Here is a 25,900-nt window from a genome sequence, read left to right as displayed (position 1 = left end):
CCGGTTCAATCTTTCAGGGATCTGACCTGGATAAAGTTCAGCAGGTTCCCCTGATCATATGTGTGAAATTAAAGAATGGTTACTTTTTCCGGCTGTACAATGGCACATAGATCACCACCGAATGACCAGTTAATTGTATTTTTATGAATGTGAGACCTTTTCTGAAGCGGCCTGATGTAACGTAGGGTCTGATGAACTTGTTCGCAGGCTGTCGAATTTCGGATGTGTAGTATACCAGCCTTCGTAGTTCAGATATACCTGAAACTCATATGTAGGGTTTTCTTACTTTCTCTTATCATACTTGATTTTGGAAAGATTTGGAAGTTTATCACTATATACCGAGTAATAGCCTGAAATATGGAATGGTAACTATCAACTATAAACCGATAATTATTAAACTCATAGCGAACTATTCCCATTAAAATGTTTTTTACACGATTCGTTATTTAATATATCTGTAAACAATCGGAGATTCTGCAACAGATGCGAAATTTCTCCGGTATGAAGGGATTAGGAACAAATAACCGGATAATTATGAGATTTATGTATTATACATCATGGATATCCCATGGAGTAAATGCTATCCTGCTTTTAGCCCTAATAGTTGCAGGATTTGGCGTCGCATCTGCCAGTGAACCGACCATCGTCATCTCATCCTGGCAAAGCCAGCCGGAGGTTCTTATGCCTGGTGGTTCAGCGATGATCACTGTCATCCTCACCAACACGGCACAGAAAGCCTCGATCACGACAACGGCCGCAGATCAGGAATCTGGCCAGTCAGTCACTACTACGAGTGAGGTCAATGCCTACATTTCAGATGTGGACCTGTTTGGAAATGGCCTTCTGGTTGATTCAGGAGATTATCGCAGGATTGGAGAGATCGGACCAGGTCAGTCCATACCACTCACCTTTCTGGTTCGTGCCCCAGATCACACCGGTATATTCTTCCCAGAACTTCATATCGCAACTGAAGGGGGTCGGAGCCTGAAGTATCCGATTCCAGTGAATGTGAATGATAACCGTTTTATCCAGAAAAATCCGGCATTACAGATCGAAAAGAGACTCCCTTCAAATGTTACGCCCGGTGATGATGCTTCAGGGAGCCTGATCCTGAAAAATATCGGTGAGACCGCAGCCAGCGAGATCATAGGGAATATCAGCCCTAAAGATTCTGGTTTATCTCTTCGCAGTCCTCAAACCTTTCACATCAGAACCCTGGGACCGGGTGACAAAGAAACGGTTGATCTTGATATCATGACCAGCAAAAATGCAGAAGAAGGCATAAAATCGCTGGTCTGTCATATAACCTATCGTTCAGCCGCAGGTACCCTGCATGAACAGAATGAGATGATTCCGATCCGGTTAACCGGTAGCCCTGAACTTGCTATCGCGACGGTCACTTCTGATCCGGTCAGAATCGTGGAAGGAAATCCATTCTCCCTGATTGTCAGGATAGAAAACACGGGAACCGGGGATGCTGATGGCGTACGGGCAAAAATAGAAACACCTATAAATGGTACAAAAGAAGCGTTTGTCGGAAAAATTGAACCCGATAATGATGCCCCTGCTATTTTTTATCTTCAAAACCCTCCTTCCGGTGATATGAGAATAGCGGTCACCTTCTGGGAACAGGATTCGCCAGAGGATGCCATATCTGATACAATCAGTATAAATGTAGGAAGCAAAGGAGCATTGCCGGTAATCCCCGTCATTATCATTCTAATTCTCCTTGGTGCCGGGGGGTATCTGATTCAGTATCGCCGAGCAGGGAAGAGATGACCCAGGTCATACTCCCATTCTATCTGGCTTCACGTGCCATCAGGAGAGGTAATAAGGGGACACTCATCATGACCATCCTGATCATCGCCATGTCCTTCGTGCTGATGGTATTCATGCCTTCCCTCTTATCAGGGCTTATCACGGTGTATAATCAGAATGTGGAGGATTACCTGTACGGAGACCTGGTTATCGAACCGTCTGGAGATGATAAGTATATCACAAACACCGAAGAACTGCTCAGAAAGGTAGAACGAGTCCCTGGAATGACAGCGGTCTCCTCGCACATGATCCTCAGTACTTCGATAGTTTCTGACAAGAAATCCCAGTCAGTTCCTGTAATTGCCATCACACCGTCTGATGAGCGACTAGTGACAACAACCTCCAGGATAATCAGGGAAGGTCGGTACTTGTCTGATGGCGATACAGATCGCATCTTTGTCGGTGCAGCCGTTGCTGGTCATGACGACGAGGTGAAAGATCAGATTCCATCTCTTGGTGGAATACATGCCGGAGACTCGGTGATGGTTACATTTCAGAATGGTGAGATTCGGAAGATGATAGTTTCAGGAATATTTGAGAGTGGGTTTCTTGCAGCAGACCAGCAGGTGTTTATAACCCGTAAGGAGATGGAGTCAGTCCTTGGGAAAAATGATCGGTCATCAAGTATTCTTGTCAGAACGGTCGAAGGGATAGATCCATCTGGTGTAAAAAACAGACTCCTGGAGTTTGGGGTCAGAGGGAAGGTCTGGCTTATGTCAGAAAAAGCCAGCGCAGTGACTGGTGATGTCATAAAAAGTTTCTCCCTCATAACCGCGATTATGACAATCTTCTCCCTGATCATCGCCAGTATCGTCATCTTCGTCATCGTGTATATCAACACTATCCATCAACGACGGCAGATCGGGATTCTGAAGGCAGTTGGTATTCCTGAACTGAATATCATCAGAAGTTATCTCCTTCAGGTGGTTTTTGTATTCGTCGCCGGAATAGTGGTTGGGTTAGTACTTTTCTGGGGAATCTGTGAGATTTTTCTGGCATTTCCTCTCCGATTTCCGCCAGGACTTGTGCACCTGATTCCTGATATGACCCAGCTCTACTCGTCCATCATTGTACTTGGCATAGTGGCAATAATATCTGGGTATATTCCTGCAAAGCGTGCAGCAAAAGAAGAGATATTAGTGCTGGTGAATAACTGATGATAGAAACAGGTGATCTGACCAAGACTTATATCATGGGAGATGTTCAGGTTCATGCTCTCAAAGAAGTATCTGTCAAGATTGAACCTGGTGAGTTTGTCGGAGTTGTCGGGCCAAGTGGAAGTGGGAAATCCACGTTTCTTCATCTTGTCGGCCTGTTGGACAGCCAAACCTCAGGAAAAATTGTCATCGGAGGGACAGATGTCTCAAAGATGTCTGTTGCAACCAGATCCCGGTTTAGGCTTGAAAAGATGGGTTATGTCTTTCAGGATTATGCCATCATTGAGGATCTGACCGTCATAGAAAATATCGCGATCCCTGCATTCGGGCTTGGCGAGGAGCACGATGAGGTGATGGATCGGGCATCCCGGCTGGTGGAAGAGGTTGGGCTTTCAGGAAGGGCTGATCATCTCAGGCGTGAGCTTTCGGGGGGACAACAACAGCGTGTTGCAATCGCCCGATCCCTGATGAATGATCCGGCCATTGTCTTTGCTGATGAACCCTGCGCCAATCTTGACACCGATTCATCAAAGACGGTTCTGGATCTGTTCCAGCGATTAAATGAGGAGAAAGGACAGACCGTGGTGATGGTATCACATGAACCGTGGCACGAGAAGTATTTTCATCGGATGATACAGTTCATGGATGGGCGGATAATTACTGAGTAGTATCTCTATAAACATCCACTGGGCTTATCTAAAAACCCTGGTTTATCGACCACGAACCGGACCCTGCTTGAACGCTTGCCTGTTTCCGGTAATTCTATAAATAAGATGATACTCTCCGGATCGGGGCAGGCCGCTCTTTGATGATCAAATCAAGGTTTTAACATCCTTTGAGAAATAAATATTTTTTGTTACAATTGGCCGGTCATTTGTAAATAAAAGTCTGGTATAGGTCTTGTCTCCGGTTAAGGAAGACTTAATCCAACTGAACCTGTCTCATGATATAGAGGTTAAGATCCTATCAAAGGGCATCAGGCCAGTCAGGGCAAGAAAAATGATTCCTGCACAGATAAGAATCTTCAGCATCTTCATCAGCCTCGAATGATGAAGATCTTCAAGCCAGAATCATTAGGGTGTCAGCCCAGGATTATTGGTCATCAGGATGACATCAGTCTCGTAACTGGAAACGAAAGTACTGTCATGCTTGAAGGTGAGATAGAGTTGTTTTCTCCATGTGATGTGTGATACTTCAGGGTGCAACTGCAAGAATCTCCTGAACTGTCTATACCCAGGAGTCCCGTCCATCGCGGTGTTTGTAATGATGGTATTCATATCAGATCTGATATCGGAGCCATCAGAGATCTTACCGACGGTCTTGGATTCTACGTTTTTATGGATAAACATGCCTGAATAGGATCCAGGTCCACTGATGTCAATCCAATTTTTTTTGTTCATACAGGAGTTTATCCTGTGTTAAGTTATCTAGTGCTTCTATTTTATGTTGGGTAATCCCTTGATTTTCAGACATATCCAATTTTAATAAAAACCTTCTTTTTAATATAATGTCTATTAAAATGCTAATATTTGAAATCAGGGTGATATTTGGGAGTTTTTTGTTCTGACATTCTTTCAAAAAAAACGTTCCCATATCCTTTTCATATTGGCTTATTCGTCGATGAGTTGATAGAAAGTACGTTGTAAATAGAGAGAGGAATTATAGGTCCTTTATGTGTGAATAGTGATCCGCGATTCATGGCTATTTTTATGAACTACTGGATTTGTGAGGGTTTTTATGTAGGGTATTGAAAAAAGCCACGATATGGAGGTATTTATTGATCTCTATGTAGATTAACTGAGGAAAGAAGGCATATTTGAGCGAATTGTAGCCTGATCAAGCAATATGACAGTACCTGGTTATACCTGGGGGGCAATAATTAACCAGGGGTTACAGGTTGAGTAACTGTATTTTACGATAGAGATCTTATGGCATGTATCAGCAAGAATTCCCATATTTGTTCCTACTTATCTTGATGAAAGGCCGGTATCCCTAGGGCACCTGCTGGTTATTCTAATCCAGCATGTACTGATGGATCCTTCATACTATCTGGAAAACTCTTTGACATAAGTATTTTAAAACCACACCGGATATCTCTATTCAGATTATGACTCTTAATCCCGAAGTCATATTTGAAAAATTATATATTCTCCGTCCAGAATTTCTGGAAAAATATGGAGTTGTCCGTATTGGATTATTTGGCTCATACATTCGTGGAGAGGCTAGTCCTCACAGTGACATAGACATTATTGTCACCTTCCAGGAGAACCGGGAGACCTTTGATAATTATATGGACCTGAAGTTTTTCCTTGAAGATATGTTAGAAAAGTCGGTGGATCTTGTCATCGAAGATACCATCAAATCCCGGATAAAAGATCGGATTCTTCACGAAGCGGTATATGTATGAGAGACTGGTCTCTTTATGCTGATGATATTCTTAATGCATGTGATACCATTGAAAAATACATCGCTGGTCTCTCGTATGAATCATTTATTGAAGACTCCCGGACCCGTGATGCAACAATTCACAATCTTATGATTATTGGAAAGGCGGTAAAGAAAATCCTCCCTCGATTTTAGATGAATACCCTGATGTTGATTGGAGAAAGATTGCTGGTCTTTGGGATGTTATCGCTCACTCGCACTTTCAGATAAAACCAAATATTCTCTGGAATATTGTGATCTCTAAAATTCAATCCCATAAAGATGCGATTACGATTATGCTTGAAAAAATCGACTCTGAATAATTATGATTAAATCTGATAAACTGTTACCCCTCAACCGGGCATGAAACTTCTGGAGTTGTCTGATACTTTCTCACATCAATAAGTGTTCCCTGATGCTGTATCTCATCAGCCAAATGATATAGCCGCTTGGCAACACCTCCATCGATATAATCCTCGCTACAGATCTCACAGATCTCAGCCGGCACATCACGCATAACCAGAGTAAAATCATCGCGGGTAAGAAGTACTGACGTAACCCCGGGCTTTGTCTCTCCCCGCTTACACATAACACATTTCATTATTGCCTTCTGGTTTTTCCTGAAACATAAGTGTTCGTCATCAGGTTCGTATGCGGTAATAACTATGATATTACCAGTATCCCTGTTAAGGGTAGCGACAACATGAAACATCCTACTTCGGACATACCCGCAGATCAGAAAACTGGCAAAGGATAATAATCCGGATACTCCTCAATTACCTTTCCGATACGGGGTGCCTCGCCACTCCCCGGATTCTTTATGGAGTTCGCGGCCTTGGAGCGGAGGAGAGAACCAGAGCGGTGGGTAAGCCTCGATAGATTCCCTCTCAAGAATGGGGGCAAGGGGGAGTGACTGAGTACAGGAATCTATCTTTCAACCGGACACCGGAATTTATCGCATCGCTATCAATCAGGAGGATGCACCGGTTTTTGTGAGTGGATAAATTTAGAGAGAGGGCCCGAAACCCTGATTTACCTTTCAGCGGGGCGGTTAGCGGAAGAGTAAAGCGACTGGGTGCGTGCCGAGCCAGAGGCGTCCCCGGTTGAAACGGTTTCCTCCTCTCTCCTGGGGTTTTGCCTGGAGAGAGGGGGTCAGGGGTAAGAGGCAGGGTCGCAGGGGCGAATAGTGCGACGAGCAAAGTTATATCGTGAATTTCGGTTCAATCTGCCATTCTATCCATTCAGGATGTCTCTACTCTGATGTGCATTTCTGGTAACGGATTTGTGCAAAGCTCAGAGGACAACGCGGTGCAAGACTGAACCTGACAGACCCAAACCGCTAGGGAAAAGGGTACATGGAGAACCGAAAGGTGAAGTTTCCGTTCAGGGGTCGTGACCTGCAACATGCGAAACCAGGTTGAATTCACACATGAGCCAAAATGGCAAAGAAGCTTGGTTATGACAATCAGTTTCGGTATCATAACGGATGGACACAACAGCTTCCGGCCTAAAGGAGCCTCTTAAATATCCTACAATTATTCACGATATAAAACTCGGTAAACCATTTGTGGTCCTGACAAAGGTAGGAACTTCGCGAGAAGAACTAGATCCGCAGATGGTAGAGGAACTGGCAAAAAGCGAAAGGTCGCCTGTAATGGGAGATATAGAGGTTCAAAGTTTGCCTTGATACGAAACATGCAGACTTGCCATTGGTCATGAAAGCAACGGAGATTGTTTATTATGAATGTAAGAGAACCAGAGATAACTTCAGTTATGGACCTTACAGACAAAGAACATACCCTTGAATGGAAATCCATAGGCTGGATCAAGGCAGAAGAAGTTGTCAATAACCTGCAGTTTCGAATTGCAAGTGCAGCAAAGAACAGAAATTGGAAGAAAGTTAGCAAACTCTCAAGACTCTTAACTCGGTCTTTTTATGCGAAACTCCTTGCTGTCCGAAGGGTAACCAGCGATAAAGGAATTAAACTCCTGGTGTTGATGGAATCCTTTGGAGAACGCCTGCAGATAAAATGCGGGCTGCTCTGCAACTGACAAATAAAGGATACCACGCAAAGCCACTCTCAAGGAAATACATCCTTAAGAAAAATGGTAAATTAAGACCACTGAGCATACCGACTCTTTATGATAGGGCGATGCAGACTCTGCATGCTCTGGCTTTAGGGCCCATTGAGTCAGCAACTGGAGACAAAACCTCATTTGGATTTAAACCGTTCAGGTCGAGCAAAGATGCACATGCATACCTTCACTCAACTCTCAGCAATCCCAAATCCGCTGACTGGATTGTTGAAGGTGACATCAAAGCGTGTTTCGATGAAATCAGTCATGACTGGATACGCGAAAACATTCCAATGAATAAACGAGTGCTAGATGAGTTCCTGAATGCAGGATATATCGAAAATTACCATTTATTTCCAACCAATAAAGGGACGCTGCAAGGAGGGACTATCTCTCCAATTATTGCGAATATTGCTCTAAACGGAATGGAATATGCTTTGGCTAGTAAATACTACGCTTGGCACAATGGGACTATCGATAAACACCATCGAAACAGGTTCAAGGTGAACTTCGTTCGTTATGCAGATGATTTCGTGATTACTACCAATTCCCAAGAGATAGCGTATGAAATCATTGAAGTTGTTAAAGCGTTCTTAGAACCCCGCGGACTTAAACTTTCCGAAGAGAAAACCCTTGTAACAAACATATCCGAAGGATTTGATTTCCTGGGCTGGAACTTCAGAAAATATAATGGGAAACTCCTGATAAAGCCATCAAAGGATTCACAGAAGAGTGTTATCGACAAAATTAGTGAAGTAATTCACAAGGCTAAAGCATGGGAACAGGGTCGATTGATCCAAACGCTCAACCCAATTATCAGAGGGTGGGCTCAGTATCACGACACCGCGGTTTCCTCTGCTGTATTCAGTAAATTGGATGATGTCATCTACAACATGCTTGTATCATGGGCCAAACGGCGACATTCAAATAAAGGAGTGTTCTGGGCATTTACGAAATACTGGCACAAAGTCGGCGACAGGAACTATGTATTCTGTACTGACTCACAGACTCTTGAGCGATTCTCTAACACCAAAATCGTCAGGCATAGACATGCCAAACTTGACAAAAATCCTTACACTGATAAGGAATACATTGAGCGATGGAAGGTAATAGAGTATCATCGGAAAAACCGCATCCGTATTCCTACCTCTGTTCTGAACTGACACCCCAAAGGGTAGTAGTGGCTTGAGCCGGATGATGTGAAAGTATCAAGTCCGGTTCTTAGAAGACGGGGCGGGAGAAATCCCGCCTTGTTATTCGACTTTAAAATTAAAAAGGAGGTGGACATTACGGTTATTATATCATTCTTATTCTCGTGAATAGGGTTCTATTATGGGTATTAAATCATCTACCATTTTTAGATATTCCTTAGTGTTATCAATAATTTTGTTCATCAATTCTTCTATATCTTCCAATTTATAATTTCCACACCCTCTTAACTGATTAGACATTCTTACGTAGGATGCGAAACCATTCAAACACGAATAAAAAGTGTATAATATCGAGGGCAAGTTGGGGGAAGTGGATGAAAATAAATAGAAATATTGATTCGTATTCTTAAAAATAATAAACCTATCAATGTCATAGTCATTCGATATGCTTGTTAAGATAATATTCAAACTGTGAATTATTGAAGATTCAATCAAACGTAATCCTTCATTATCTACTCCGGCTATGATTTTAGGGTCAAGTGTGGATTCTATTACGATTTTAAAATCGACCAACATATTATTATTAGCAATAAGATTTTTTTTAATTGCATTCAATTCGCAAAGAAGATCATTTGAAGTTCTTTTCAACGAAATGGCATCTTGAACTTTTATCTGTCGTTTAATATTTATCTCAAATACAGCATATAACAATATAAATGAGATTATTGCACCAAATGCACTACTTGAGATAAATGAATAAACAATTTTGGCTAAATCGGGGAAGGCACAATAAATCAACATACCCAAATCTATGATTGACAAAATTAAAGTAAATGCAATTATTAGATTTAGAAATAGATTGGAATTTATTACAGTTTTATTCCAATTCATAAATTAATATAAATATTTAAATTGATAATAATTTCTATTACTATTCAAACAGGACTCATGCATTTTTTTAATTAAAATTTTCAATTTTTTTGGATTCAAAGAAGGTGAAGTAATACCTATTTCTCTCACTAGGGATGAACAGGGAGAGAAGGAAGCAAAGGAGCGGATTGAAGAGATTAAAAATGAATTGAATCGGGTAGAATTATATAATTTTTAATTGTCATTGATAATCAGAAATGAACTATATCACAGAAAAATAAAATCAATTTCTACCTCTCATATTTTTTTGATCATCTCTTTATGGATCTTCAACGAAGAAATATTAATTATGGATAATGATATTTGGCTTCCTCGATTTGATGTATCTGCTGAAAATGATGATGAATTATTGGATTATTTTTTTCAAACTAATTTTATTGATGACTTACTAAAATCTAAAAAATGGATGGTTTTGGGTCGTAAAGGTACTGGGAAAACTGCTATATATCAATATTTAAAAAGTTTGGATAATCCAAAAGATAAATTTAATATAATCCCTTTAAATTTTAAAGAATACCCATGGCCTATTCATTCATTATACAAGGAAAATATGGAAGGTTTCACAAGTACTTATAGTAAAAGTTGGAAATATCTTTTTATTATAAATTCGGTTAGTAAATTAATCAATATTCAAGAAAAAGAAGGAAACCTAAATAAAGAATTAAAAGATGCTAAAAAAGTCCTTGAAACAATTTATGGAAATCCTACTCCCTCAATTACAGAAGTTATCAAATCGAAAATTGGTCGAATAAAAGAATTGAAATTACCGTCCGTAGATTTAGGAGACTATTCGGCAACATTAGGTGAGCTCTCATTTGACGAAATATCAATCAGTGAAACGTTAAAGAGTCAATTGAGAATTAATGCTTTTCAATTATTATCATATTTTGAAAAAATTTTTTTAAATAATTCTAAAGAACGCATTTTTATTATTTTAGATCAACTTGATGAGAATTGGATATCTCATAATATTAATGAATACTCCAACATTTTAATAAATTTGATAAATATTTCTAACAATATAAATTCCTCCAATGAATTTAAAAATAGATTGAAAATAATAGTTTTCTTACGTAGTGATATCTATTCAACTTTAATATTCAATGATAAGAATAAAATCCTTGAGGATGGCGCTATAACTATTCAGTGGGATTTTGACGCATTAAATGATATGTTCTTTGAACGGATAAAAAAATTCAAACCTATTGATTTAATAATTGAACCTTCTGAAAAATCTAATTGTGTATTTGTAAATAAAAATGTTCGTCGTAGGAGTAAGCCAATTAATCATATTATTAACCGTACTTTTTACCGACCTCGCGATTTAATTAGTTATTTTAATAAAATTAGGGAATGCCATCATAATAAGCAAGAGTCTAATAATCCAAATCGAGACACAAATTATAATCGAAAGATAAGTCGACGATTATATACCAATGAGGATATTTATGAAGCAGATCATAAATATTCCGTTAGTCTTTATGAAGAATTGCTCGATGAATGGGTAAATCAAAAACCTGATATTAAAAATTATCTCTCAATTTTACAAAATATTGGATTATTATCTTTTGATTATACCGATTATTCCAATACATATTTAAAAATTTATGGGGAATCATCCAAAGCCGATATTGAAAACAGTTTAGATTTTCTTTTCCAAAATTCGATAATAGGACAAAAATATAGTAATAAATATATCTATTCCTGTATGAAACCTAATATTTTAATCGACATAAATAAACCATTTCATGTAAACGAAGGATTAAAGAGTAAACTTAAACTTACCGAAAATAGAACTTCAAGAGATCTTGGATCTTTCCCTTAATAATCGTTCATAAATATATGGATAGAGGACGTTTTTTTTTAAATCTATCAAAAGAACAAAAATAGGGGAAAAGAGAGAGGTGAAATCTTGTATCTTATGAGGGATGTGTACGAGTGTCAACCACAGAACTGAACCCAATGGAACCACAAGATAAGAAGACCGATGACTGCCTGAAGGAATTGCCGAGACTCAACTCCTTTGAATAAAGAAAGGTGGATGTGATCCTCCCATTCTTTTACGATCTCCCCAGAAAGGCCAGAGGTTAATCGGTACTACAATATCCGGTCTTCTCCGGCATAAGTGCTCACCGGGAAATCCCGGACAACCCATCAAGCAGATCAACAATCTCCACCCCTCCGGCTTTGGTTGCCTTCACTGTCATGATAGCGCCCCGGATAACCTGAGCATATCGCCAATACATCAGTATCATCCCGAAACCATTCCCGATTGCGAGAACCAGGGACACAACGGTAATGATACTCATGAGATTCATGATTCACCCCCGTATTCTCCGTACTCACTCACATTCATCCTGCCTGCTGCAACAGACCGCTCTTCCTGTGTCCTGTTCACGGTCCCGGTCTTCTTACTCAGTGAAACCAGCCCGGACCCGGTGATATCAACACCTCCGGATGTCAGATCCTCTGACATACCCCGGACTGCAGTATAATTCCCTGATGCCAGGATTCCCCGGGTCTCGATCTCCTCATAAGGCGTCTCATCATCTGACCTGGCAAACATACACCGCCAGACCTCAGACTCCGGAATACTGGCCTGTGCAGAATACTCCTGGATCCCTACCGGACCGGTTGACGAGATCCGGGTATGGGTATCAAGATCCTTTGAGAAGTCAATCGTCCTGTTGACCGTTGACTGGTCATTCGTGAACAGGAGCCCGGAATAGGTCTTGTCCCCGGTAAGAGAGGACTTGATCCAACTCGACCCGTCTACCGAAATTGAGGACGAGATCAGGTCTGCCGACATGCCACCGGCGAGAACAAAACAGGCGATACCTAAAGTTACGAATATCTTCTGCATCTTCATCAGCCTCGAATAATGAAAAAATGAAAGATGATTAGGCCAGGAGTGCTACGGTGTCAGCCCATGCCTCGATACTGGTAAGCGTTGCATCGAGTTCATAGTATGACCACCAGTGAATCATGCATACGTGACGATAACGGCCGTTGCCTCCGTGGCATTTCAGCACACAGCTGAATGAGTCCTCTGAACTGTCGTACCCCGGAGTTTTCCCTATTGTGGCATTAATCTCTGTGGCAGTATAATGGCGTTCACATTAATACTGAACGCTGAAGAGGTCGGTGACATCTGAAATTTGCCCAACTGTCTTTGCCTCGGCGTTCTCGTACACGACCTTGCCGGTGTAGTATTCTGTCCCCCTGACAACAGCGGCAATGGTCTTCCCACCTGACTCATAGGACGTGCAACCCCACGGGTTGTTGTCAAGGATATTCTGGACAAGAGCCAGGAAGTGGGCTACAGTGTCGATCGGAGTGGTAAGTTTCCGCTCCGCAGACTTGGTGATGCTCTTTGATACAAAATCTGCCATGTTCGATATTCCCCCGCCGCTTTGGTCGCGGCTGATAAGAACATCGTCGTTTATATAAATGAGGGTTTAATCGACTAATTAATAAACCTAGTATGTTGCTTAAAATTGATAAATATTCACTCATATTTATTTTTTTGATTAATTTGTATAGCAATTCTATATAGAAATCTCCATAGATGGTCTCTGCGATTATTTAAAAAAATAACAAAAATGTTATATTATGACTAATAAGAAGAAATCTACAGATATGGAAAAAAATGAGGATATGCTAATTACATATGAAAATGAATTGAGGATAAATCAAAATAATATAATTCTATGGATAAAAAAAGGAAATTTACTATCTGAAATTAGAAGATATAATGAAGCGCTTAATGCCTATGATAAAGCCTTGGATTATAATCAAAATGATATTTACGCTTTGACTGGTAGAGGTAATGCTCTAAAAAATTTAAAAAAATATGATGAAGCGCTTATTGCCTATGATAAAGCTTTAGAAATAAATCCAAAATATGAAAATGCATGGATTGGAAGAGGTAATGCTCTAAAAAATTTAAAAAAATATGATGAAGCGCTTATTGCCTATGAAAAAACTTTAGAAATAAACCCAAAATATAAATATGCATGGATTGGAAAAGGTAATGCTCTGATAAATTTAAACAAATATGACGAAGCGCTTAATGCCTATGATAAAGCCTTGGATTATAGTCAAAATGATATTTACGCTTTGACTGGTAGAGGTAATGCTCTAAAAAATTTAAAAAAATATGATGAAGCGCTTATTGCCTATGATAAAGCCTTAGAAATAAATCCAAAATATGAAAATGCATGGATTGGAAAAGGTAACGCTCTTATTTACTTAAATAAGTATGATGAAGCGCTTAATGCCTATGATAAAGCCTTGGATTATAGTCAAAATGATATTTACGCTTTGACTGGTAGAGGTAATGCTCTAAAAAATTTAAAAAAATATGATGAAGCGCTTATTGCCTATGATAAAGCCTTAGAAATAAATCCAAAATATGAAAATGCATGGATTGGAAAAGGTAACGCTCTTATTTACTTAAATAAGTATGATGAAGCGCTTAATGCCTATGATAAAGCCTTGGATTATAGTCAAAATGATATTTACGCTTTGACTGGTAGAGGTAATGCTCTAAAAAAGTTAAAAAAATATGATGAAGCGCTTATTGCCTATGATAAAGCCTTAGAAATAAATCCAAAATATGAAAATGCATGGATTGGAAGAGGTAATGCTCTAATAAATTTAAATAAATATGACGAAGCGCTTAATACCTATGATAAAGCCTTGGATTATAGTCAAAATGATATTTACGCTTTGACTGGTAGAGGTAATGTTCTAATAAATTTAAAAAGATATGATGAAGCGCTTATTACCTATGATAAAGCCTTAGAAATAAATCCAAAATATGAAAATGCATGGATTGGAAAAGGTAACGCTCTTATTTACTTAAATAAGTATGATGAAGCGCTTAATGCCTATGATAAAGCCTTGGATTATAGTCAAAATGATATTTACGCTTTGACTGGTAGAGGTAATGCTCTAAAAAATTTAAAAAAATATGATGAAGCGCTTATTGCCTATGATAAAACTTTAGAAATAAATCCAAAATATGAAAATGCATGGATTGGAAAAGGTAACGCTCTTATTTACTTAAAAAAATATGATGAAGCACTTAATGCCTATGATAAAGCCTTGGATTATAGTCAAAATGATATTTACGCTTTGACTGGTAGAGGTAATACTCTAAAAAATTTAAAAAAATATGATGAAGCGCTTATTGCCTATGATAAAGCCTTAGAAATAAATCCAAAATATGAAAATGCATGGATTGGAAGAGGTAATGCTCTAATAAATTTAAATAAATATGACGAAGGGCTTAATGCCTATGATAAAGCCTTGGATTATAGTCAAAATGATATTTACGCTTTGACTGGTAGAGGTAATGTTCTAATAAATTTAAAAAGATATGATGAAGCGCTTATTGCCTATGATAAAGCCTTAGAAATAAATCCAAAATATGAAAATGCATGGATTGGAAAAGGTAACGCTCTTATTTACTTAAATAAGTATGATGAAGCGCTTAATGCCTATGATAAAGCCTTAGAAATAAATCCAAAATATGAAAATGCATGGATTGGAAGAGGTAATGTTCTAATAAATTTAAAAAGATATGATGAAGCGCTTATTGCCTATGATAAAGCCTTAGAAATAAATCCAAAATATGAAAATGCATGGATTGGAAAAGGTAACGCTCTTATTTACTTAAATAAGTATGATGAAGCGCTTAATGCCTATGATAAAGCATTGAATGTAAATTATTCGTCTGAATGTGCATTAAATAACAAAGGGATACTATTTTTAAATTTGAATAAATATGATGATGCAATTTCATTTTTCAATAAAACATTAACTTTAAATTGTAATAACAAATCGGCTATTAAATATAAATTATTAGCCCTTTACAAATCCGGAAGATATTTGGAGGCATTAGAGGTCTATAAAAAGATGACAAATAGTAGTAAAAAATACATTGAATATACTGAAGATTTCGCTAAAGACATCCTTAAAGATATAGTTATTGCGATTATTGCAGATTTGGTAGTTGAATCAATAAAGAATGTTAGTTCTGGTAACAATTGAAAAATTATCTTATTAAATAGGGGATAAGGAGTAATACCTTTCCCTATTTGAGATTATCTACAATTATTGTGTTATTAATAAGATTTGGCTACATGTTTTGAAAATGGTCGCCGTCATCAGTTTTCTTCTCGTGTCCCTCGTCATCTAAAATTTATATCAAAATCCCAAGAGAATCAATTCGAAAATTAAGTGATGAGAGGCACTAGGTTGTTTGATCACCCACTTTATCTATTGGTCTGCAAATGGCTGGCTCCTAAAATATGAAATTAATCAGGAAGAGGAAAAAAACCGCCGCCTTTTTCCTCGGCCATTTCTCCAGCATATTCCTCACCTGCTCCGCTACCACCACATACGCCTGACTATCTACCGGAATCGTCACCTTCACTCCCCGGATGGCAACACCAACTGAGGCTCTACCCCGGACAACAACTCAGTAAGATCCTCCATGGTGATCGTCCCGATATCCCCCTGATCGTCAACAATCACCCGGATCAGATCATTCACTGAATCAGGCTTCAGCCTCCCGACCTTCTCATACATCACTGCTCCTTGTGGCAGGACTCCATCGCCCGGGGACGCCTCCCGCTCACAGAACAGACCCAGACCTGCTTCCCGTACTGAACATCCCGGACCAAGCACTTACACCGGGTCGTCTTGCACCACTCAATCAGCGGCTTTCGCATCGGCAGCCTCCTGGTGCCTTGGAAGATTCTGGTAACAGATCTCACAGACTGCAGTCTTCGTCTCCGGATCTTGCCAGACCGCCTTCTGATTATCACAGACCTGACATCTCCCAAGATCCTTACTAACCCGGGTCATCATACCAGGATTCAGAACACCGGGAAGAACCCTGAACTGTGATGACTCAGCCCGCTTTGCAATCTCATAACACTTCTTACAGATCTTCCGGTTCATCCTGGGCGGTTCCTTCATCCGATCATATGTCATCCGTTCCTGGAAGTTCACCCACTTGTAACCACAACAGTCACACGGACCCGGACCGAACCCCTTCTCTATCTCAATATAGTCCCCGGGCTTGATCTCACTCACCGGAAACGTGCTAGCGGAATGATCGCCTTGTAGCGGAAAATCCTGACCTTCAGCAGAAATATTGCGAAATTTTCCCCCGGCGAAAGGTGATCCGGTTGCTTGTGATCATTTGAGTCCTTCTTATACTGATATTATTGGTGATCTTTCGCTCAGCAATAAAGGCAGAGATGAGGAATGCATCGTCCTGGATAATGTGATCTTCTTGAAGTCTATTGACGAGAACCCGGTCAGAATAATCGATTCTGATATCGTGAAACCTGTCGTTATCAGACAGTAAGACGGCGGGGTGCATAATCAGACCTCTGACCGGGAAAAAATGGTTGTTATCGCGATACACGCGAATTTATGCGACAAATAGGGATTTGAACATCACCACTAAAATATTATTAACTATTTTAAAATGTTATGCAAATAACAATAAATCATTTCAAATGCCAGACATAATAGAAGAAATGCATGGAAACGACCGATGATACTGCCATAATTCGATCAACGGACGATATTTACACAATGCTCGATGAGATTGTGAAAAAGTGGGATGCTAACTGGTGGGATCGGTTTTATGCCGACAGAGAAAAACCAATACCATTCTTCCGATGTATACCTGATGAAAGTCTCCACACCTGGATCCAGGACAATCAATTTAGGCCCGGTCGAGTTATTGACATTGGCTGCGGAATGGGCAGGAATGCGATATACCTTGCAAAATGTGGATTTTCTGTCGATGCTATAGATTTCTCCGCCGCTTCGATTGCCTGGGCAATTGAGAATGCGAAAAAAGAAAATGTCTTAGTTAATTTCATCTGCGATTCTATCTTTGACCATAGCATTGATCCAGAAACCTACAATTGTATTTACGATTCAGGCTGTCTTCATCATCTCAAACCTCACCAGAGATTCCAATATCTGAAACTGGTTTATAATCTCTTAAAACCCGGGGGGCATTTCGGTCTTTCCTGTTTTAATCCAAAAGGGGCAGTACCAATGTCGGATTATGCAGTCTATCGCGAAGGAACGATGAACGGTGGGATGGGGTATACTGAACAGAAACTCAAAGCAGTTCTTGAAGATTTTTTTGAAGTTATTGAGTTCCGGCAGATGAAGCAGATCACCGATGGTACCCTGTTTGGGGAAGACTTCCTCTGGACAGTCCTGATGGAAAAGAAACGAATCTCTTAAGATTAGGACACAAAAGAGAGAAGAGAATGATGAAGTTTTTTCTCAAATGGGCAATATTTCCTCTAAATGATAAAATTAGCCGAATTAATGTTATAACCCACTCTCTTTGTATCAGTGTTTTGCCGTTTTGTAATAACCTATCTAGATATATCATTATCAGGGAGTTATGTCGAGGTACACAACCCCTAAAGTGGTGACCGGATTTATCTATTTCATCCGCTGAAAACAGTCCCCGCCGCTTTCACGGCACTACAATATCCGCTCTTCTCCGGCATAAGTGCTCACCGGGAAATCCCGGACAGGACATCAAGCAGATCAACAATTTCCACCTCTCCGGTTTTGGTTGCCTTCACCGTCATGATAGCGCCCCGGATAACCTGAGCATATCGCCAGTACATCAGTATCATCCCGATACCATTCCCGATTGCAAGAACCAGGGACACAACGGTAACGATACTCATGAGATTCATGATTCACCCCCGTATTCTCCGTACTCACTCACATTCATCCTGCCTGCTGCAACAGACCGCTCTTCTTGTGACCAGTTCACGGTCCCGGTCTTCTTACTCAGTGAAACCAGCCCGGACCCGGTGATATCAACACCTCCGGATGTCAGATCCTCTGACATACCCCGGACTTTAGTATAATTCCCTGAAGCCAGGATTCCCCGGGTCTCGATCTCAGCACAAGTGTCTCATCATCTGACCTGGCAACCATGCATCGCCAGTCCTCAGACTCCGGAGTACTGGTCTGTGCAGAATACTCCTGGATCCCTAACGGACCGGTTGACGATATCCGGGTATGAGTATCAAGATCCTTTGAGAAGTCGATCGTCCTGGTGACCGTTGACTGGTCATTCGTGAACAGAAGCCCGGCATAGGTCTTATCCCCGGTAGGTGAGGACTTGATCCAATTTGATCAATAGGTAGGATCTAAAAAAATGGGAAAAAAAGTAATAATCAAATATTCTGTATAATTATTTGGATTCAACGTTCTGGGCTTCCTGGCGCTTTTGAATATTTGAAATGATCTCATCTGGATCAGATGGCAGCCAGGTGTGCCTGTCTCTTGTATAATCCCCGGAACCGATCTCAAAACTGGATAGAAACCGTGCCATGTCAACAGGACCAAGTGCCTTAGATAGCGCTTCGATTCCTTCCCGTCTGATCTCACTGATTGTCTTCATATTTCACCCTCATTAGCCAGGATGCCGGGTTGTGTGCAATAAGCCCGAATGTTGGGTTTTTTCGGATCGCCGATATGATTTGATCATCGGTTGTTAAAAATATAGAATTTCCTACTGTTGCACAAGCACAATGAAGAGCATCGAAAAGATGTAACCCGTACGATTCATACGATTTAGTTAGGTTCAGCACATCTGAAGTGATAGGCAGGTATTCATGAATAATCGAAACCGCACGAAGAGCTTTCACCTTCTTCTCATAATCGACTATGTATGAGATCTCCTCATCGATTGCCACACTTCCAAGCAATGTCAACTCAGAAGACCGACATCGGTCAAGTATCGACAATACTGCATCTGATTCGAGTCTGACTCTCTCACTTGTTTTGTCATCAAATGGACGACAATATTAACAGACATCAGGATAAATCCTCAACACAGTAACTGAATGTAGTATCTGTGGATATGCCCCATTAATCTACCGCTCTCATCACCACCGCCTTTTCTCATTGTTATTATGGCCGCATATTCCTGATCTGCACCATTCATTGAATTATTCTTTAGCCATTCTACCTGCTTGCCGTACTGAATATTCGGACCAGACACGTACACCGGATTGTCTTACACCACTCAATCAGGGGGTTCGCATCGGCAGCCTCACATTGCCTGGAAAATGTTCTGGAAACAGATCTTACAGATAAATCTCTTGTTTTTCCGGTGAAGTATTCGACCACCTGAAGGTATAGCATGAATAAACAATAGAACGGTATTGGATTAAGATGAAAAAAGATAATTATCGGCCAAAGGCCGCCTGTTCAATGCGATAACCGGGGATTGAACCCGGGCTAAAGGCTTGGGAAGCCTCTGTCATGCCACTAGACTATTATCGCAGATGCGATATATCCGTTGGACCTTTATTCATTTAAAGATTTATTACCGGATCCCACTTCTTCCCGCAGGTTCTGGATCTCATGGAGCATCTCCCGCTGGTATGCAAGCAGCATGTCAGACTGAATCCCGAACATGAATATCTGAAGCCCGGCGATGACAAGCATCATGGAGAGGATCGTAAGTGGAATATGATCTATCTTCCTGAACCACTCACTGATAATATACGCTCCCATCACTACACCGGCAAGGGTGATCAGTGCTCCGATCATCCCGAAATAAAAGACCGGGTTATTGAGCTTGGCAAGCCGGTATATTGTCCGTCCGATCTTGATACCGTCATGAATCGGATCAAGTTTCGTGACCGACCCGACCCTGACCCCGTACTTCACCGGGATTACGGCAATCCGATCCTTGTTCTTGACCGCCTCTGATGATATCTCGGTCTCGATACCAAACCCTTCCTCGTACAGGTGCATACGCCTGAGCGACGAGAGCGTGAAGGCCCGGTATCCGGAGAGGATATCATACAGGTATCTCCCATGGGCAACCTTGAAGAGCCAGTTTAAAATCCTGTTACCGGTCAGGTTCAGGCGGTGAAATGATGTAATGTTCTCCTGGCCGAGGCGGTTTCCGATCGACTGATCATATCCCATCAGGAGGGGTTTTAAAAGGTGAATAGCATCCTCCGGATCGTAGGTACCGTCACCGTCAAGGAGCAGGACATAGGGTTTTTCAAGAAACGCAAGTGCCTGAATAAACGCATTACCCTTCCCTTTGCCGGTCTGGATAACAACCTTAGCACCAGAAGATGCTGCGATCTCCCGTGTCCGGTCAGAACTTTTCCCGTCGATAACAAGGATGTCAGTGTATCCCAGATCTAAAAATCGTTGAATCAGGTCACCTATTGTTGGCTCCTCATTCAGGGTAGGAATGAGCACGCAGACCTGATCCTTCTCGATATCCATTAATAATACTTTAAACCCGCGTGTATAAGTTACTTTCAGACATGCGAATGGAAACCATCACCATACCTATGAAGAAGAGTCTGTTCCAAAAGAGAGATACCTGACGTTCATTAAAATTATGCCATTACTTTGATGGCTACCATGGTTATATCATCAAAAGGATCAGTCCCATTGCAATACTGGGCCAGTTCATCCTGAACAATTCTGATAATATCGGAAACCGGGTCATTCTGATGGGCCTGAATCAGCCTGATCAGCCTATCAAGGCCGTATTGCTCATCTGCGATATTAATCGCCTCGGTGATACCATCAGTGTACAGAACAAGGAGATCTCCTTCACGAAGAGTTACGGTATCCTGTTTGTATGGTCTATCAAAGACTCCAAGGGCCATACCGGTTCTATTCAGATACACAATGCTACCATCCTGGTGAAACAGCAGGGGGGGAGGATGCCCGGCATTCACATAGATCAACTCCCTGGATTGAATATCGAAAATCCCGCACCAGAGCGTGACAAACATCCCGGGAGTAGCATTCACCCTGATCATATTGTTCGCACCTTCTATTGCGGAGATGAGCGACTCTTCCCTGACAAGATTTGCCCAGGTGAGTGTCTTGGATATACCCATGAACAGGGCAGCAGGAACTCCTTTGCCAGATACATCAGCGATAACAAGACCCAGGAGATCTTCACGGAGGGGGTATATAAAATCATAAAAATCTCCACCAACATCCTGGGCAGGGACACTCACTGCTGAAAGAGAAATACCATCTACCTCCGGCACCCTGGCAGGAAGAAATTGCTTCTGGATTTGGTGGGCAGCACGGAGATCAACATCTCTCCGGTAGATCTCCTCACCCAGTTTATCCCGCTCCAGACGGATTGTCTCTTCAGAAATCCTATTGTGAATGATGATGGCGAATATTGCAATTCCTATTGTATTGGCCAGGGTTATGGGGAATGTCAATTGCAATACAATATTTTTAGCAAGATCATACGGGGTTATCAGGATGAGAGCCAGTATATCATGAAGTATCTCGATACCGATTGCAAACACCACAACAACACCGATAGATGGAAAATTTCTCTTGTTCAGGTACCAGACAACTCCGCCGAGTAGACCGGCGAGGATAGCAGCAAGTGAGCAGGGTTCGGCAGCAACTCCTCCTAGATTATATCGGAATAGGGCTCCGATTATTCCGGAGCCGAGCCCAACAACCGGTCCGCCAATGAGACCACCTACCATCGGCCCGAGATCGAGAACATTGACTTCAGCTCCGAGAATCCGTGTTCGGGTTATTGACCCGTATATTGAAAGTGCACCAAAAAAGAGGAGACAGATGAGGGTATCCTGCGTAGTTGACCGGTGATGGATAATCCTCTCAAACATCGATCCTCTGGTGAAGAGGTATGCAAGTACCGCAATCACACAGACCAGCTGGATCAGGGTTAGAAAAAACTCAATATAATTCGTGATGAGTTCTGACATGGTTACGATGAGTAACTCTCAATTAAAGCAATGTCATCCGGATATATTGAAAAGACTTCATCAAACCCACACATAGATATTATCTCCTTGATCTCCGGTTTCAAATTTGATAGTCTTACATCGCCGTCCAATTCACGAATCTGCATAAAAGATCCAAGGATAACACGGAGTCCGGCACTGCTCATATAACTCAGTTCTCCACAATGGATACCGATCTTACGAGCCCCGGTTTCAATGAGATTCTGAATAAACTCCTCTGCCTGGACTGCTGACGTTACATCAAGTCTTCCAATAAAGAAGACAATGTCAACATCATCGTTTTTTTTCGCTGCCACCCTGAACCGCTCACTCATACAGAGTGGTATACATTCCTATTCAGATGTTGATTTCGATATTGATGTTCATGATAAACAGGTTATCGTATACTCCTGAAAGACTGAAACAGTCTGACACTTCTCCTGCGAACGATCGTCGGTGTAAATAGCAAAGCACTCAAGAAGAAGTAAATTCAATGAAAAGTATCTATGTCAAGATCGCCTCCTGATATCATCTATGGGGTCAATGACAAACCCCCGACTCTGTCCCTGCTTATGATGGGGTTTCAGCATGTCGTTGTCATCACTCTGACCCTGATCATCCCCGTACTGATCGCAAAAGAAGTTGGGCTTTCAGACCAGCAGGCTAACTTTTTCATCAGCATGTCTTTACTGGCAACCGGAATAGGAACCTGCCTGCAGGCATGGAAATGGCGGGGAATTATTGGATCCGGCTACCTTTGTCCCTGTATCTGTGGTCCGTCTTATCTCTCGGCCTCTATCATGGCAGTCCACACCGGGGGATTATCACTACTTTTTGGCATGACTGCTATAACCGGAGTGTTTCAGATCGCAATCTCGCGTATCATCAGTAAATTACGAATTCTTTTTCCGGTTGAGGTTACCGGTGTTGTAGTAACAATGGTGGGGATAACCATCATCCCCTTTGCAATACCGTCATTTTTTGGAACAACAAATACGAATCTCATAAATCCGGTTGTAGTTCTGGTATCACTGATCACCTTCGTAATTATCTGCGGTTTTACGATCTGGGGAAAGGGCTGGACAAGATTGTTTCCTGCCCTTATCGGTTGTATCATCGGGTACCTGTTATCTCTTGCATTGGGAGTTGCCGGGGATGATACCGTCGCAAAGATATCAACAACTCCTCTCTTTGGATTCCCTGATCTCTCGTACTTTGGTTTTTCATTTAACCCCTATCTGCTTCTCCCGTTCTTCATTGCAACTATCAGTTCAACGTTCAAAAATGTCGGAGATATAACAATCTGTCAGAAAACGTCAGATATGGACTGGAAACGTCCTGATTTTTCCAATATCAGTGCAGGTATCCTCTCTGATGGAATTTCAACCCTGATTGGAGGATTAATCGGTGGACTTGGACAGTCAAGTTCTTCATCTAACATCGGACTGGCTCTTGGAACCAGAACAATTAGCAGGTACATATCGTTTTCTGCCGGAGGGATTCTTATTCTCCTCGCGTTTTTTCCGAAACTTGCTGCTCTCTTTCTCTATCTCCCTGATCCGGTTATGGGTGCCATGTCGATATACATGGGCAGTTTTATGATCGTCGCCGGTCTTGGCATTGTAACATCCCGGATGATGGATGCCCGCAAAACGTTTGTTGTGGGATCTTCATTGATGTTCGGATTGGGAGTTCACATGCTTCCTGATATTTTTTCACAGGTACCCACTGTGATACAGCCACTTTTTGAATCTGGTCTTTCAGTAGCAACATTGGTGGCAATAACTCTCAATCTCCTGATGAGAATCGGGATAAAAAAACAGGAGACTCTCACTATTCAGCCTGATGATGAGATATCAGACAAAGTCTTTGCTTTTATGGAAAAACAGGGAGAACGATGGGGAGCCAGACCTGATGTCATCAGACGGGCTACATCTGCCTTGTCAGAGACGTGTGAATCGTTGTTTTCAACCGGGAGAACAACAGAGCCTGTCAGTGTAACGGCAATATACGATGAGCTGAAGATCGATATTCCAGTCTCATACACCGGAAAGGAGCTGATCCTTACCGATAAAAGACCGACTCCTCAGGAGATTATGAAAGATCCCGATGGTTTTTCCCGCTTGTCCGGATATATGGTTCAGCGGTACGCAGATCGGGTTACCAACCAGAACCTCGGTGATAAATGGGTAATCACCCTCCATTTTGATCATTAACGGCAATACCTACCAGCATCTCATGCCTTCCTTTTTTGATCCTGGTTCTGAGTGAACAATAGTTTTTTTATCATTCAATCTGGAATTCACTCATATGCAACTCCAGAAGCCGGGTATCAGGATCCTGGGCATTGCAGAGAGTTACTCCGGGAGAACCTGTTCAAATCTAGCGGGAGTCGTCATGCGTTCTGATCTGCATGTAGATGGATTTGCATTTGGAAAAATTACCGTAGGTGGTACCGACGCAACAAACGAGATCCTCAATATGATCTCCGGACTCGATAGAAAAGACATCAACCTTATCATGCTGAGTGGATGTGTTATTGCCTGGTACAATGTCGTTGAGCTCCAGATCATCAACCATACAACCAGGATACCCGTTATCTGTGTATCGTATGAAGAATCAGAAGGTCTCCATGAAAAAATCGAGCACAATTTTCCTGGAGATAGTGACCGGATCAACCGGTATGAAGCACTGGGAGAGAGAATTCAGGTCCCCCTGTCTACCGGTTACTCCTTATTTGCAAGGGGATGGGGTCTGACTGAAAAGGAAACCATACGAGCCTGCAGACTCCTCACTCATCATGGAAAGATCCCTGAACCACTCAGGGTTGCCCGCATCGCTGCCAGGAGTATGATGCAGTATACTCAGGCACGGAACTGATGCTGCGAGATGATACGATAGCCTTTGTGGTCTGAATAATAGTTCTCCTTCAGCCAGTCCTGCATATACTCATCATCCCCGACATTCCCGGTCAGAGGGGTACATGAGGTGTCTGATGATCTCTGATAAATTCTGAGATCAACGAGATCTCCGGGAGCGTAATAGCCATCCTTGAGATTGATCTCTATCATCTCACCTGGTGAGAAGTATTCATTACTACACCCGGGTCCACCCATCGTGGAGACACCAAAATGGTGACTCGGTATGAAATCTGCTCCATGCAGGGTAAAAATCCTGGCATATAGTTTCTCATGACCTTTGTAAAACTCTGCCATCAGGTCCCGGTTCTTGTACTCGACCGAATCCTTATTCTGGATAAACACTCTGCTTGCATCTTTCATGGTTCCGGACGCTGTTGTATGGAGCACCGACGTGACCTGAATGAGTGGGGGAGCCAGTCGATTGGCAAGAGTGAATGCATTAAGATAGCCGAGAAGATATGGAAGAATAAGGCTGACAAGAAGAATTACAATACAAACCGTCAGAATAACGCCGACAACGGGTGACACCGCCGGCTCCCGGTGCATAAGAAAAAGACAGTTCCGGATACCATCAATCTTTCGAAATTAAC

At 41.5% G+C, this 25,900-nt stretch carries 34 protein-coding genes and 1 tRNA gene; 15 read left to right on the top strand and 20 right to left on the bottom strand.

Going from position 1 to position 25,900, the window contains the following annotated elements; genetic code table 11:
* Positions 1 to 534 precede the first annotated feature (534 nt).
* From ACHZA2_RS00705 to ACHZA2_RS00695, 3 genes are read left to right on the top strand one after another with little or no spacing between them, the layout of a single operon-like run.
* Positions 535 to 1,779 carry a hypothetical protein gene (locus ACHZA2_RS00705; protein WP_319578104.1) on the top strand — a complete coding sequence of 415 codons (1,245 nt, stop codon included), beginning with the start codon at positions 535 to 537 and terminating at the stop codon, positions 1,777 to 1,779.
* Entirely contained in the window at positions 1,776 to 2,975 is a 1,200-nt protein-coding gene (locus ACHZA2_RS00700; protein ID WP_319578103.1) for an FtsX-like permease family protein, read from the top strand. The genes ACHZA2_RS00705 and ACHZA2_RS00700 overlap by 4 nt, the downstream gene beginning before the upstream one ends.
* Complete coding sequence (locus ACHZA2_RS00695) at positions 2,975 to 3,643, top strand: ABC transporter ATP-binding protein (protein ID WP_319578102.1); 669 nt, start codon at positions 2,975 to 2,977, stop codon at positions 3,641 to 3,643. Before ACHZA2_RS00700 ends, ACHZA2_RS00695 begins: the two co-directional genes overlap by 1 nt.
* A gap of 405 nt (positions 3,644 to 4,048) precedes the next feature.
* Here ACHZA2_RS00695 and ACHZA2_RS00690 read toward each other — a convergent pair whose 3' ends face one another.
* Positions 4,049 to 4,375, bottom strand: a complete 327-nt coding sequence (locus tag ACHZA2_RS00690; protein WP_319578101.1) for a hypothetical protein — start codon at positions 4,373 to 4,375, stop codon at positions 4,049 to 4,051.
* 707 nt (positions 4,376 to 5,082) lie between these two features.
* Between ACHZA2_RS00690 and ACHZA2_RS00685 the strand changes: the two genes are divergently transcribed.
* From ACHZA2_RS00685 to ACHZA2_RS00675, 3 genes are read left to right on the top strand one after another with little or no spacing between them, the layout of a single operon-like run.
* Positions 5,083 to 5,382 carry a nucleotidyltransferase family protein gene (locus ACHZA2_RS00685; protein ID WP_319578100.1) on the top strand — a complete coding sequence of 100 codons (300 nt, stop codon included), beginning with the start codon at positions 5,083 to 5,085 and terminating at the stop codon, positions 5,380 to 5,382.
* Positions 5,379 to 5,555 (top strand): HepT-like ribonuclease domain-containing protein, encoded by a 177-nt coding sequence (locus tag ACHZA2_RS00680; RefSeq protein ID WP_319578099.1) that lies wholly within the window; start codon positions 5,379 to 5,381, stop codon positions 5,553 to 5,555. The genes ACHZA2_RS00685 and ACHZA2_RS00680 overlap by 4 nt, the downstream gene beginning before the upstream one ends.
* Positions 5,549 to 5,722, top strand: a complete 174-nt coding sequence (locus tag ACHZA2_RS00675) for a HepT-like ribonuclease domain-containing protein (RefSeq protein ID WP_394698633.1) — start codon at positions 5,549 to 5,551, stop codon at positions 5,720 to 5,722. Before ACHZA2_RS00680 ends, ACHZA2_RS00675 begins: the two co-directional genes overlap by 7 nt.
* Positions 5,723 to 5,745: 23 nt before the next feature.
* On the opposite strand, the gene ACHZA2_RS00670 is transcribed toward ACHZA2_RS00675, so the two are convergent.
* Positions 5,746 to 6,111, bottom strand: a complete 366-nt coding sequence (locus ACHZA2_RS00670; protein WP_319578098.1) for a type II toxin-antitoxin system MqsA family antitoxin — start codon at positions 6,109 to 6,111, stop codon at positions 5,746 to 5,748.
* A 774-nt stretch (positions 6,112 to 6,885) separates the two neighbouring features.
* Here ACHZA2_RS00670 and ACHZA2_RS00665 point away from each other — a divergent pair.
* From ACHZA2_RS00665 to ltrA, 3 genes are read left to right on the top strand one after another with little or no spacing between them, the layout of a single operon-like run.
* On the top strand, positions 6,886 to 7,086 hold the full coding sequence (locus ACHZA2_RS00665) for a hypothetical protein (protein WP_319578097.1): 201 nt from the start codon (positions 6,886 to 6,888) through the stop codon (positions 7,084 to 7,086).
* 53 nt (positions 7,087 to 7,139) lie between these two features.
* Positions 7,140 to 7,451, top strand: coding sequence for a reverse transcriptase N-terminal domain-containing protein (locus tag ACHZA2_RS00660; RefSeq protein ID WP_319578096.1), 312 nt, complete (start codon positions 7,140 to 7,142; stop codon positions 7,449 to 7,451).
* Entirely contained in the window at positions 7,430 to 8,638 is a 1,209-nt protein-coding gene (gene ltrA / locus ACHZA2_RS00655) for a group II intron reverse transcriptase/maturase (protein WP_319578095.1), read from the top strand. The genes ACHZA2_RS00660 and ltrA overlap by 22 nt, the downstream gene beginning before the upstream one ends.
* Before the next feature lie 144 nt (positions 8,639 to 8,782).
* Here the strand turns inward: ltrA and ACHZA2_RS00650 are convergent, their stop codons facing one another.
* On the bottom strand, positions 8,783 to 9,517 hold the full coding sequence (locus tag ACHZA2_RS00650) for a hypothetical protein (protein WP_319578094.1): 735 nt from the start codon (positions 9,515 to 9,517) through the stop codon (positions 8,783 to 8,785).
* A 328-nt stretch (positions 9,518 to 9,845) separates the two neighbouring features.
* On the opposite strand from ACHZA2_RS00650, the gene ACHZA2_RS00645 reads away from it, so the two are divergent.
* Complete coding sequence (locus ACHZA2_RS00645; protein ID WP_319578093.1) at positions 9,846 to 11,381, top strand: P-loop ATPase, Sll1717 family; 1,536 nt, start codon at positions 9,846 to 9,848, stop codon at positions 11,379 to 11,381.
* Between the two features lie 304 nt (positions 11,382 to 11,685).
* Here ACHZA2_RS00645 and ACHZA2_RS00640 read toward each other — a convergent pair whose 3' ends face one another.
* The 4 genes from ACHZA2_RS00640 to ACHZA2_RS00625 form a co-directional block, all read right to left on the bottom strand.
* Positions 11,686 to 11,874 carry a hypothetical protein gene (locus ACHZA2_RS00640; protein ID WP_319578092.1) on the bottom strand — a complete coding sequence of 63 codons (189 nt, stop codon included), beginning with the start codon at positions 11,872 to 11,874 and terminating at the stop codon, positions 11,686 to 11,688.
* A complete protein-coding gene (locus tag ACHZA2_RS00635) occupies positions 11,871 to 12,425 on the bottom strand; it encodes a hypothetical protein (RefSeq protein WP_394698443.1) in 555 nt (184 codons plus the stop codon). The genes ACHZA2_RS00640 and ACHZA2_RS00635 overlap by 4 nt, the downstream gene beginning before the upstream one ends.
* A gap of 31 nt (positions 12,426 to 12,456) precedes the next feature.
* Positions 12,457 to 12,588, bottom strand: a complete 132-nt coding sequence (locus ACHZA2_RS00630) for a hypothetical protein (RefSeq protein ID WP_319578090.1) — start codon at positions 12,586 to 12,588, stop codon at positions 12,457 to 12,459.
* A gap of 87 nt (positions 12,589 to 12,675) precedes the next feature.
* Positions 12,676 to 12,948 carry a hypothetical protein gene (locus ACHZA2_RS00625; RefSeq protein WP_319578089.1) on the bottom strand — a complete coding sequence of 91 codons (273 nt, stop codon included), beginning with the start codon at positions 12,946 to 12,948 and terminating at the stop codon, positions 12,676 to 12,678.
* 220 nt (positions 12,949 to 13,168) lie between these two features.
* Here ACHZA2_RS00625 and ACHZA2_RS00620 point away from each other — a divergent pair, with 220 nt between their 5' ends.
* Entirely contained in the window at positions 13,169 to 15,613 is a 2,445-nt protein-coding gene (locus ACHZA2_RS00620; protein WP_319578088.1) for a tetratricopeptide repeat protein, read from the top strand.
* A 381-nt stretch (positions 15,614 to 15,994) separates the two neighbouring features.
* On the opposite strand, the gene ACHZA2_RS00615 is transcribed toward ACHZA2_RS00620, so the two are convergent.
* From ACHZA2_RS00615 to ACHZA2_RS00605, 3 genes are read right to left on the bottom strand one after another with little or no spacing between them, the layout of a single operon-like run.
* Complete coding sequence (locus tag ACHZA2_RS00615) at positions 15,995 to 16,153, bottom strand: hypothetical protein (protein ID WP_319578087.1); 159 nt, start codon at positions 16,151 to 16,153, stop codon at positions 15,995 to 15,997.
* Positions 16,153 to 16,296, bottom strand: coding sequence for a hypothetical protein (locus ACHZA2_RS00610; protein ID WP_319578086.1), 144 nt, complete (start codon positions 16,294 to 16,296; stop codon positions 16,153 to 16,155). Before ACHZA2_RS00610 ends, ACHZA2_RS00615 begins: the two co-directional genes overlap by 1 nt.
* The gene (locus ACHZA2_RS00605) at positions 16,277 to 16,663 is read right to left on the bottom strand and encodes a hypothetical protein (RefSeq protein WP_319578085.1); all 387 of its coding nucleotides are present in this window, start codon (positions 16,661 to 16,663) and stop codon (positions 16,277 to 16,279) included. The genes ACHZA2_RS00610 and ACHZA2_RS00605 overlap by 20 nt, the downstream gene beginning before the upstream one ends.
* A 109-nt stretch (positions 16,664 to 16,772) precedes the next feature.
* Here ACHZA2_RS00605 and ACHZA2_RS00600 point away from each other — a divergent pair, with 109 nt between their 5' ends.
* Together ACHZA2_RS00600 and ACHZA2_RS00595 are read left to right on the top strand one after the other, a co-directional pair.
* Positions 16,773 to 16,940 (top strand): hypothetical protein, encoded by a 168-nt coding sequence (locus tag ACHZA2_RS00600; RefSeq protein ID WP_319578084.1) that lies wholly within the window; start codon positions 16,773 to 16,775, stop codon positions 16,938 to 16,940.
* Positions 16,941 to 17,119: 179 nt separating this feature from the next.
* Positions 17,120 to 17,842 (top strand): class I SAM-dependent methyltransferase, encoded by a 723-nt coding sequence (locus ACHZA2_RS00595; protein WP_319578083.1) that lies wholly within the window; start codon positions 17,120 to 17,122, stop codon positions 17,840 to 17,842.
* A gap of 281 nt (positions 17,843 to 18,123) precedes the next feature.
* Here the strand turns inward: ACHZA2_RS00595 and ACHZA2_RS00590 are convergent, their stop codons facing one another.
* From ACHZA2_RS00590 to ACHZA2_RS00550, 9 genes are all read right to left on the bottom strand, one after another.
* Positions 18,124 to 18,312: a hypothetical protein gene (locus ACHZA2_RS00590; RefSeq protein ID WP_319578082.1), complete on the bottom strand. Its 189-nt coding sequence runs from the start codon at positions 18,310 to 18,312 to the stop codon at positions 18,124 to 18,126.
* Positions 18,309 to 18,470 (bottom strand): hypothetical protein, encoded by a 162-nt coding sequence (locus tag ACHZA2_RS00585; RefSeq protein WP_319578081.1) that lies wholly within the window; start codon positions 18,468 to 18,470, stop codon positions 18,309 to 18,311. The genes ACHZA2_RS00590 and ACHZA2_RS00585 overlap by 4 nt, the downstream gene beginning before the upstream one ends.
* A gap of 348 nt (positions 18,471 to 18,818) precedes the next feature.
* On the bottom strand, positions 18,819 to 19,028 hold the full coding sequence (locus ACHZA2_RS00580; RefSeq protein ID WP_319578080.1) for a hypothetical protein: 210 nt from the start codon (positions 19,026 to 19,028) through the stop codon (positions 18,819 to 18,821).
* Complete coding sequence (locus ACHZA2_RS00575; RefSeq protein WP_319578079.1) at positions 19,012 to 19,374, bottom strand: PIN domain-containing protein; 363 nt, start codon at positions 19,372 to 19,374, stop codon at positions 19,012 to 19,014. The genes ACHZA2_RS00580 and ACHZA2_RS00575 overlap by 17 nt, the downstream gene beginning before the upstream one ends.
* Positions 19,375 to 19,457: 83 nt before the next feature.
* The gene (locus ACHZA2_RS00570; RefSeq protein ID WP_319578078.1) at positions 19,458 to 19,631 is read right to left on the bottom strand and encodes a hypothetical protein; all 174 of its coding nucleotides are present in this window, start codon (positions 19,629 to 19,631) and stop codon (positions 19,458 to 19,460) included.
* Positions 19,632 to 19,844: 213 nt separating this feature from the next.
* A tRNA-Gly gene (locus ACHZA2_RS00565) sits at positions 19,845 to 19,915 on the bottom strand.
* A gap of 24 nt (positions 19,916 to 19,939) precedes the next feature.
* Positions 19,940 to 20,881 (bottom strand): S-layer glycoprotein N-glycosyltransferase AglJ, encoded by a 942-nt coding sequence (gene aglJ, locus ACHZA2_RS00560; RefSeq protein ID WP_319578077.1) that lies wholly within the window; start codon positions 20,879 to 20,881, stop codon positions 19,940 to 19,942.
* Between the two features lie 116 nt (positions 20,882 to 20,997).
* On the bottom strand, positions 20,998 to 22,371 hold the full coding sequence (locus tag ACHZA2_RS00555; protein ID WP_319578076.1) for a SpoIIE family protein phosphatase: 1,374 nt from the start codon (positions 22,369 to 22,371) through the stop codon (positions 20,998 to 21,000).
* Between the two features lie 2 nt (positions 22,372 to 22,373).
* Entirely contained in the window at positions 22,374 to 22,724 is a 351-nt protein-coding gene (locus ACHZA2_RS00550) for an STAS domain-containing protein (RefSeq protein ID WP_319578075.1), read from the bottom strand.
* A 171-nt stretch (positions 22,725 to 22,895) separates the two neighbouring features.
* Between ACHZA2_RS00550 and ACHZA2_RS00545 the strand changes: the two genes are divergently transcribed.
* Together ACHZA2_RS00545 and ACHZA2_RS00540 are read left to right on the top strand one after the other, a co-directional pair.
* Positions 22,896 to 24,605 (top strand): solute carrier family 23 protein, encoded by a 1,710-nt coding sequence (locus tag ACHZA2_RS00545; protein WP_319578074.1) that lies wholly within the window; start codon positions 22,896 to 22,898, stop codon positions 24,603 to 24,605.
* A gap of 94 nt (positions 24,606 to 24,699) precedes the next feature.
* Positions 24,700 to 25,269: a DUF99 family protein gene (locus ACHZA2_RS00540; protein WP_319578073.1), complete on the top strand. Its 570-nt coding sequence runs from the start codon at positions 24,700 to 24,702 to the stop codon at positions 25,267 to 25,269.
* On the opposite strand, the gene ACHZA2_RS00535 is transcribed toward ACHZA2_RS00540, so the two are convergent.
* Positions 25,254 to 25,856 carry a type IV pilin N-terminal domain-containing protein gene (locus ACHZA2_RS00535; RefSeq protein WP_319578072.1) on the bottom strand — a complete coding sequence of 201 codons (603 nt, stop codon included), beginning with the start codon at positions 25,854 to 25,856 and terminating at the stop codon, positions 25,254 to 25,256. The two genes, ACHZA2_RS00540 and ACHZA2_RS00535, sit on opposite strands and share 16 nt — an antisense overlap.
* Between the last annotated feature and the right edge of the window lie 44 nt (positions 25,857 to 25,900).

Source organism: uncultured Methanospirillum sp. (assembly GCF_963668415.2).
Classification (GTDB): domain Archaea; phylum Halobacteriota; class Methanomicrobia; order Methanomicrobiales; family Methanospirillaceae; genus Methanospirillum.
Note: the sequence above shows the minus strand (reverse complement) of the source record. Positions and strands in the feature narration are given on the sequence as shown.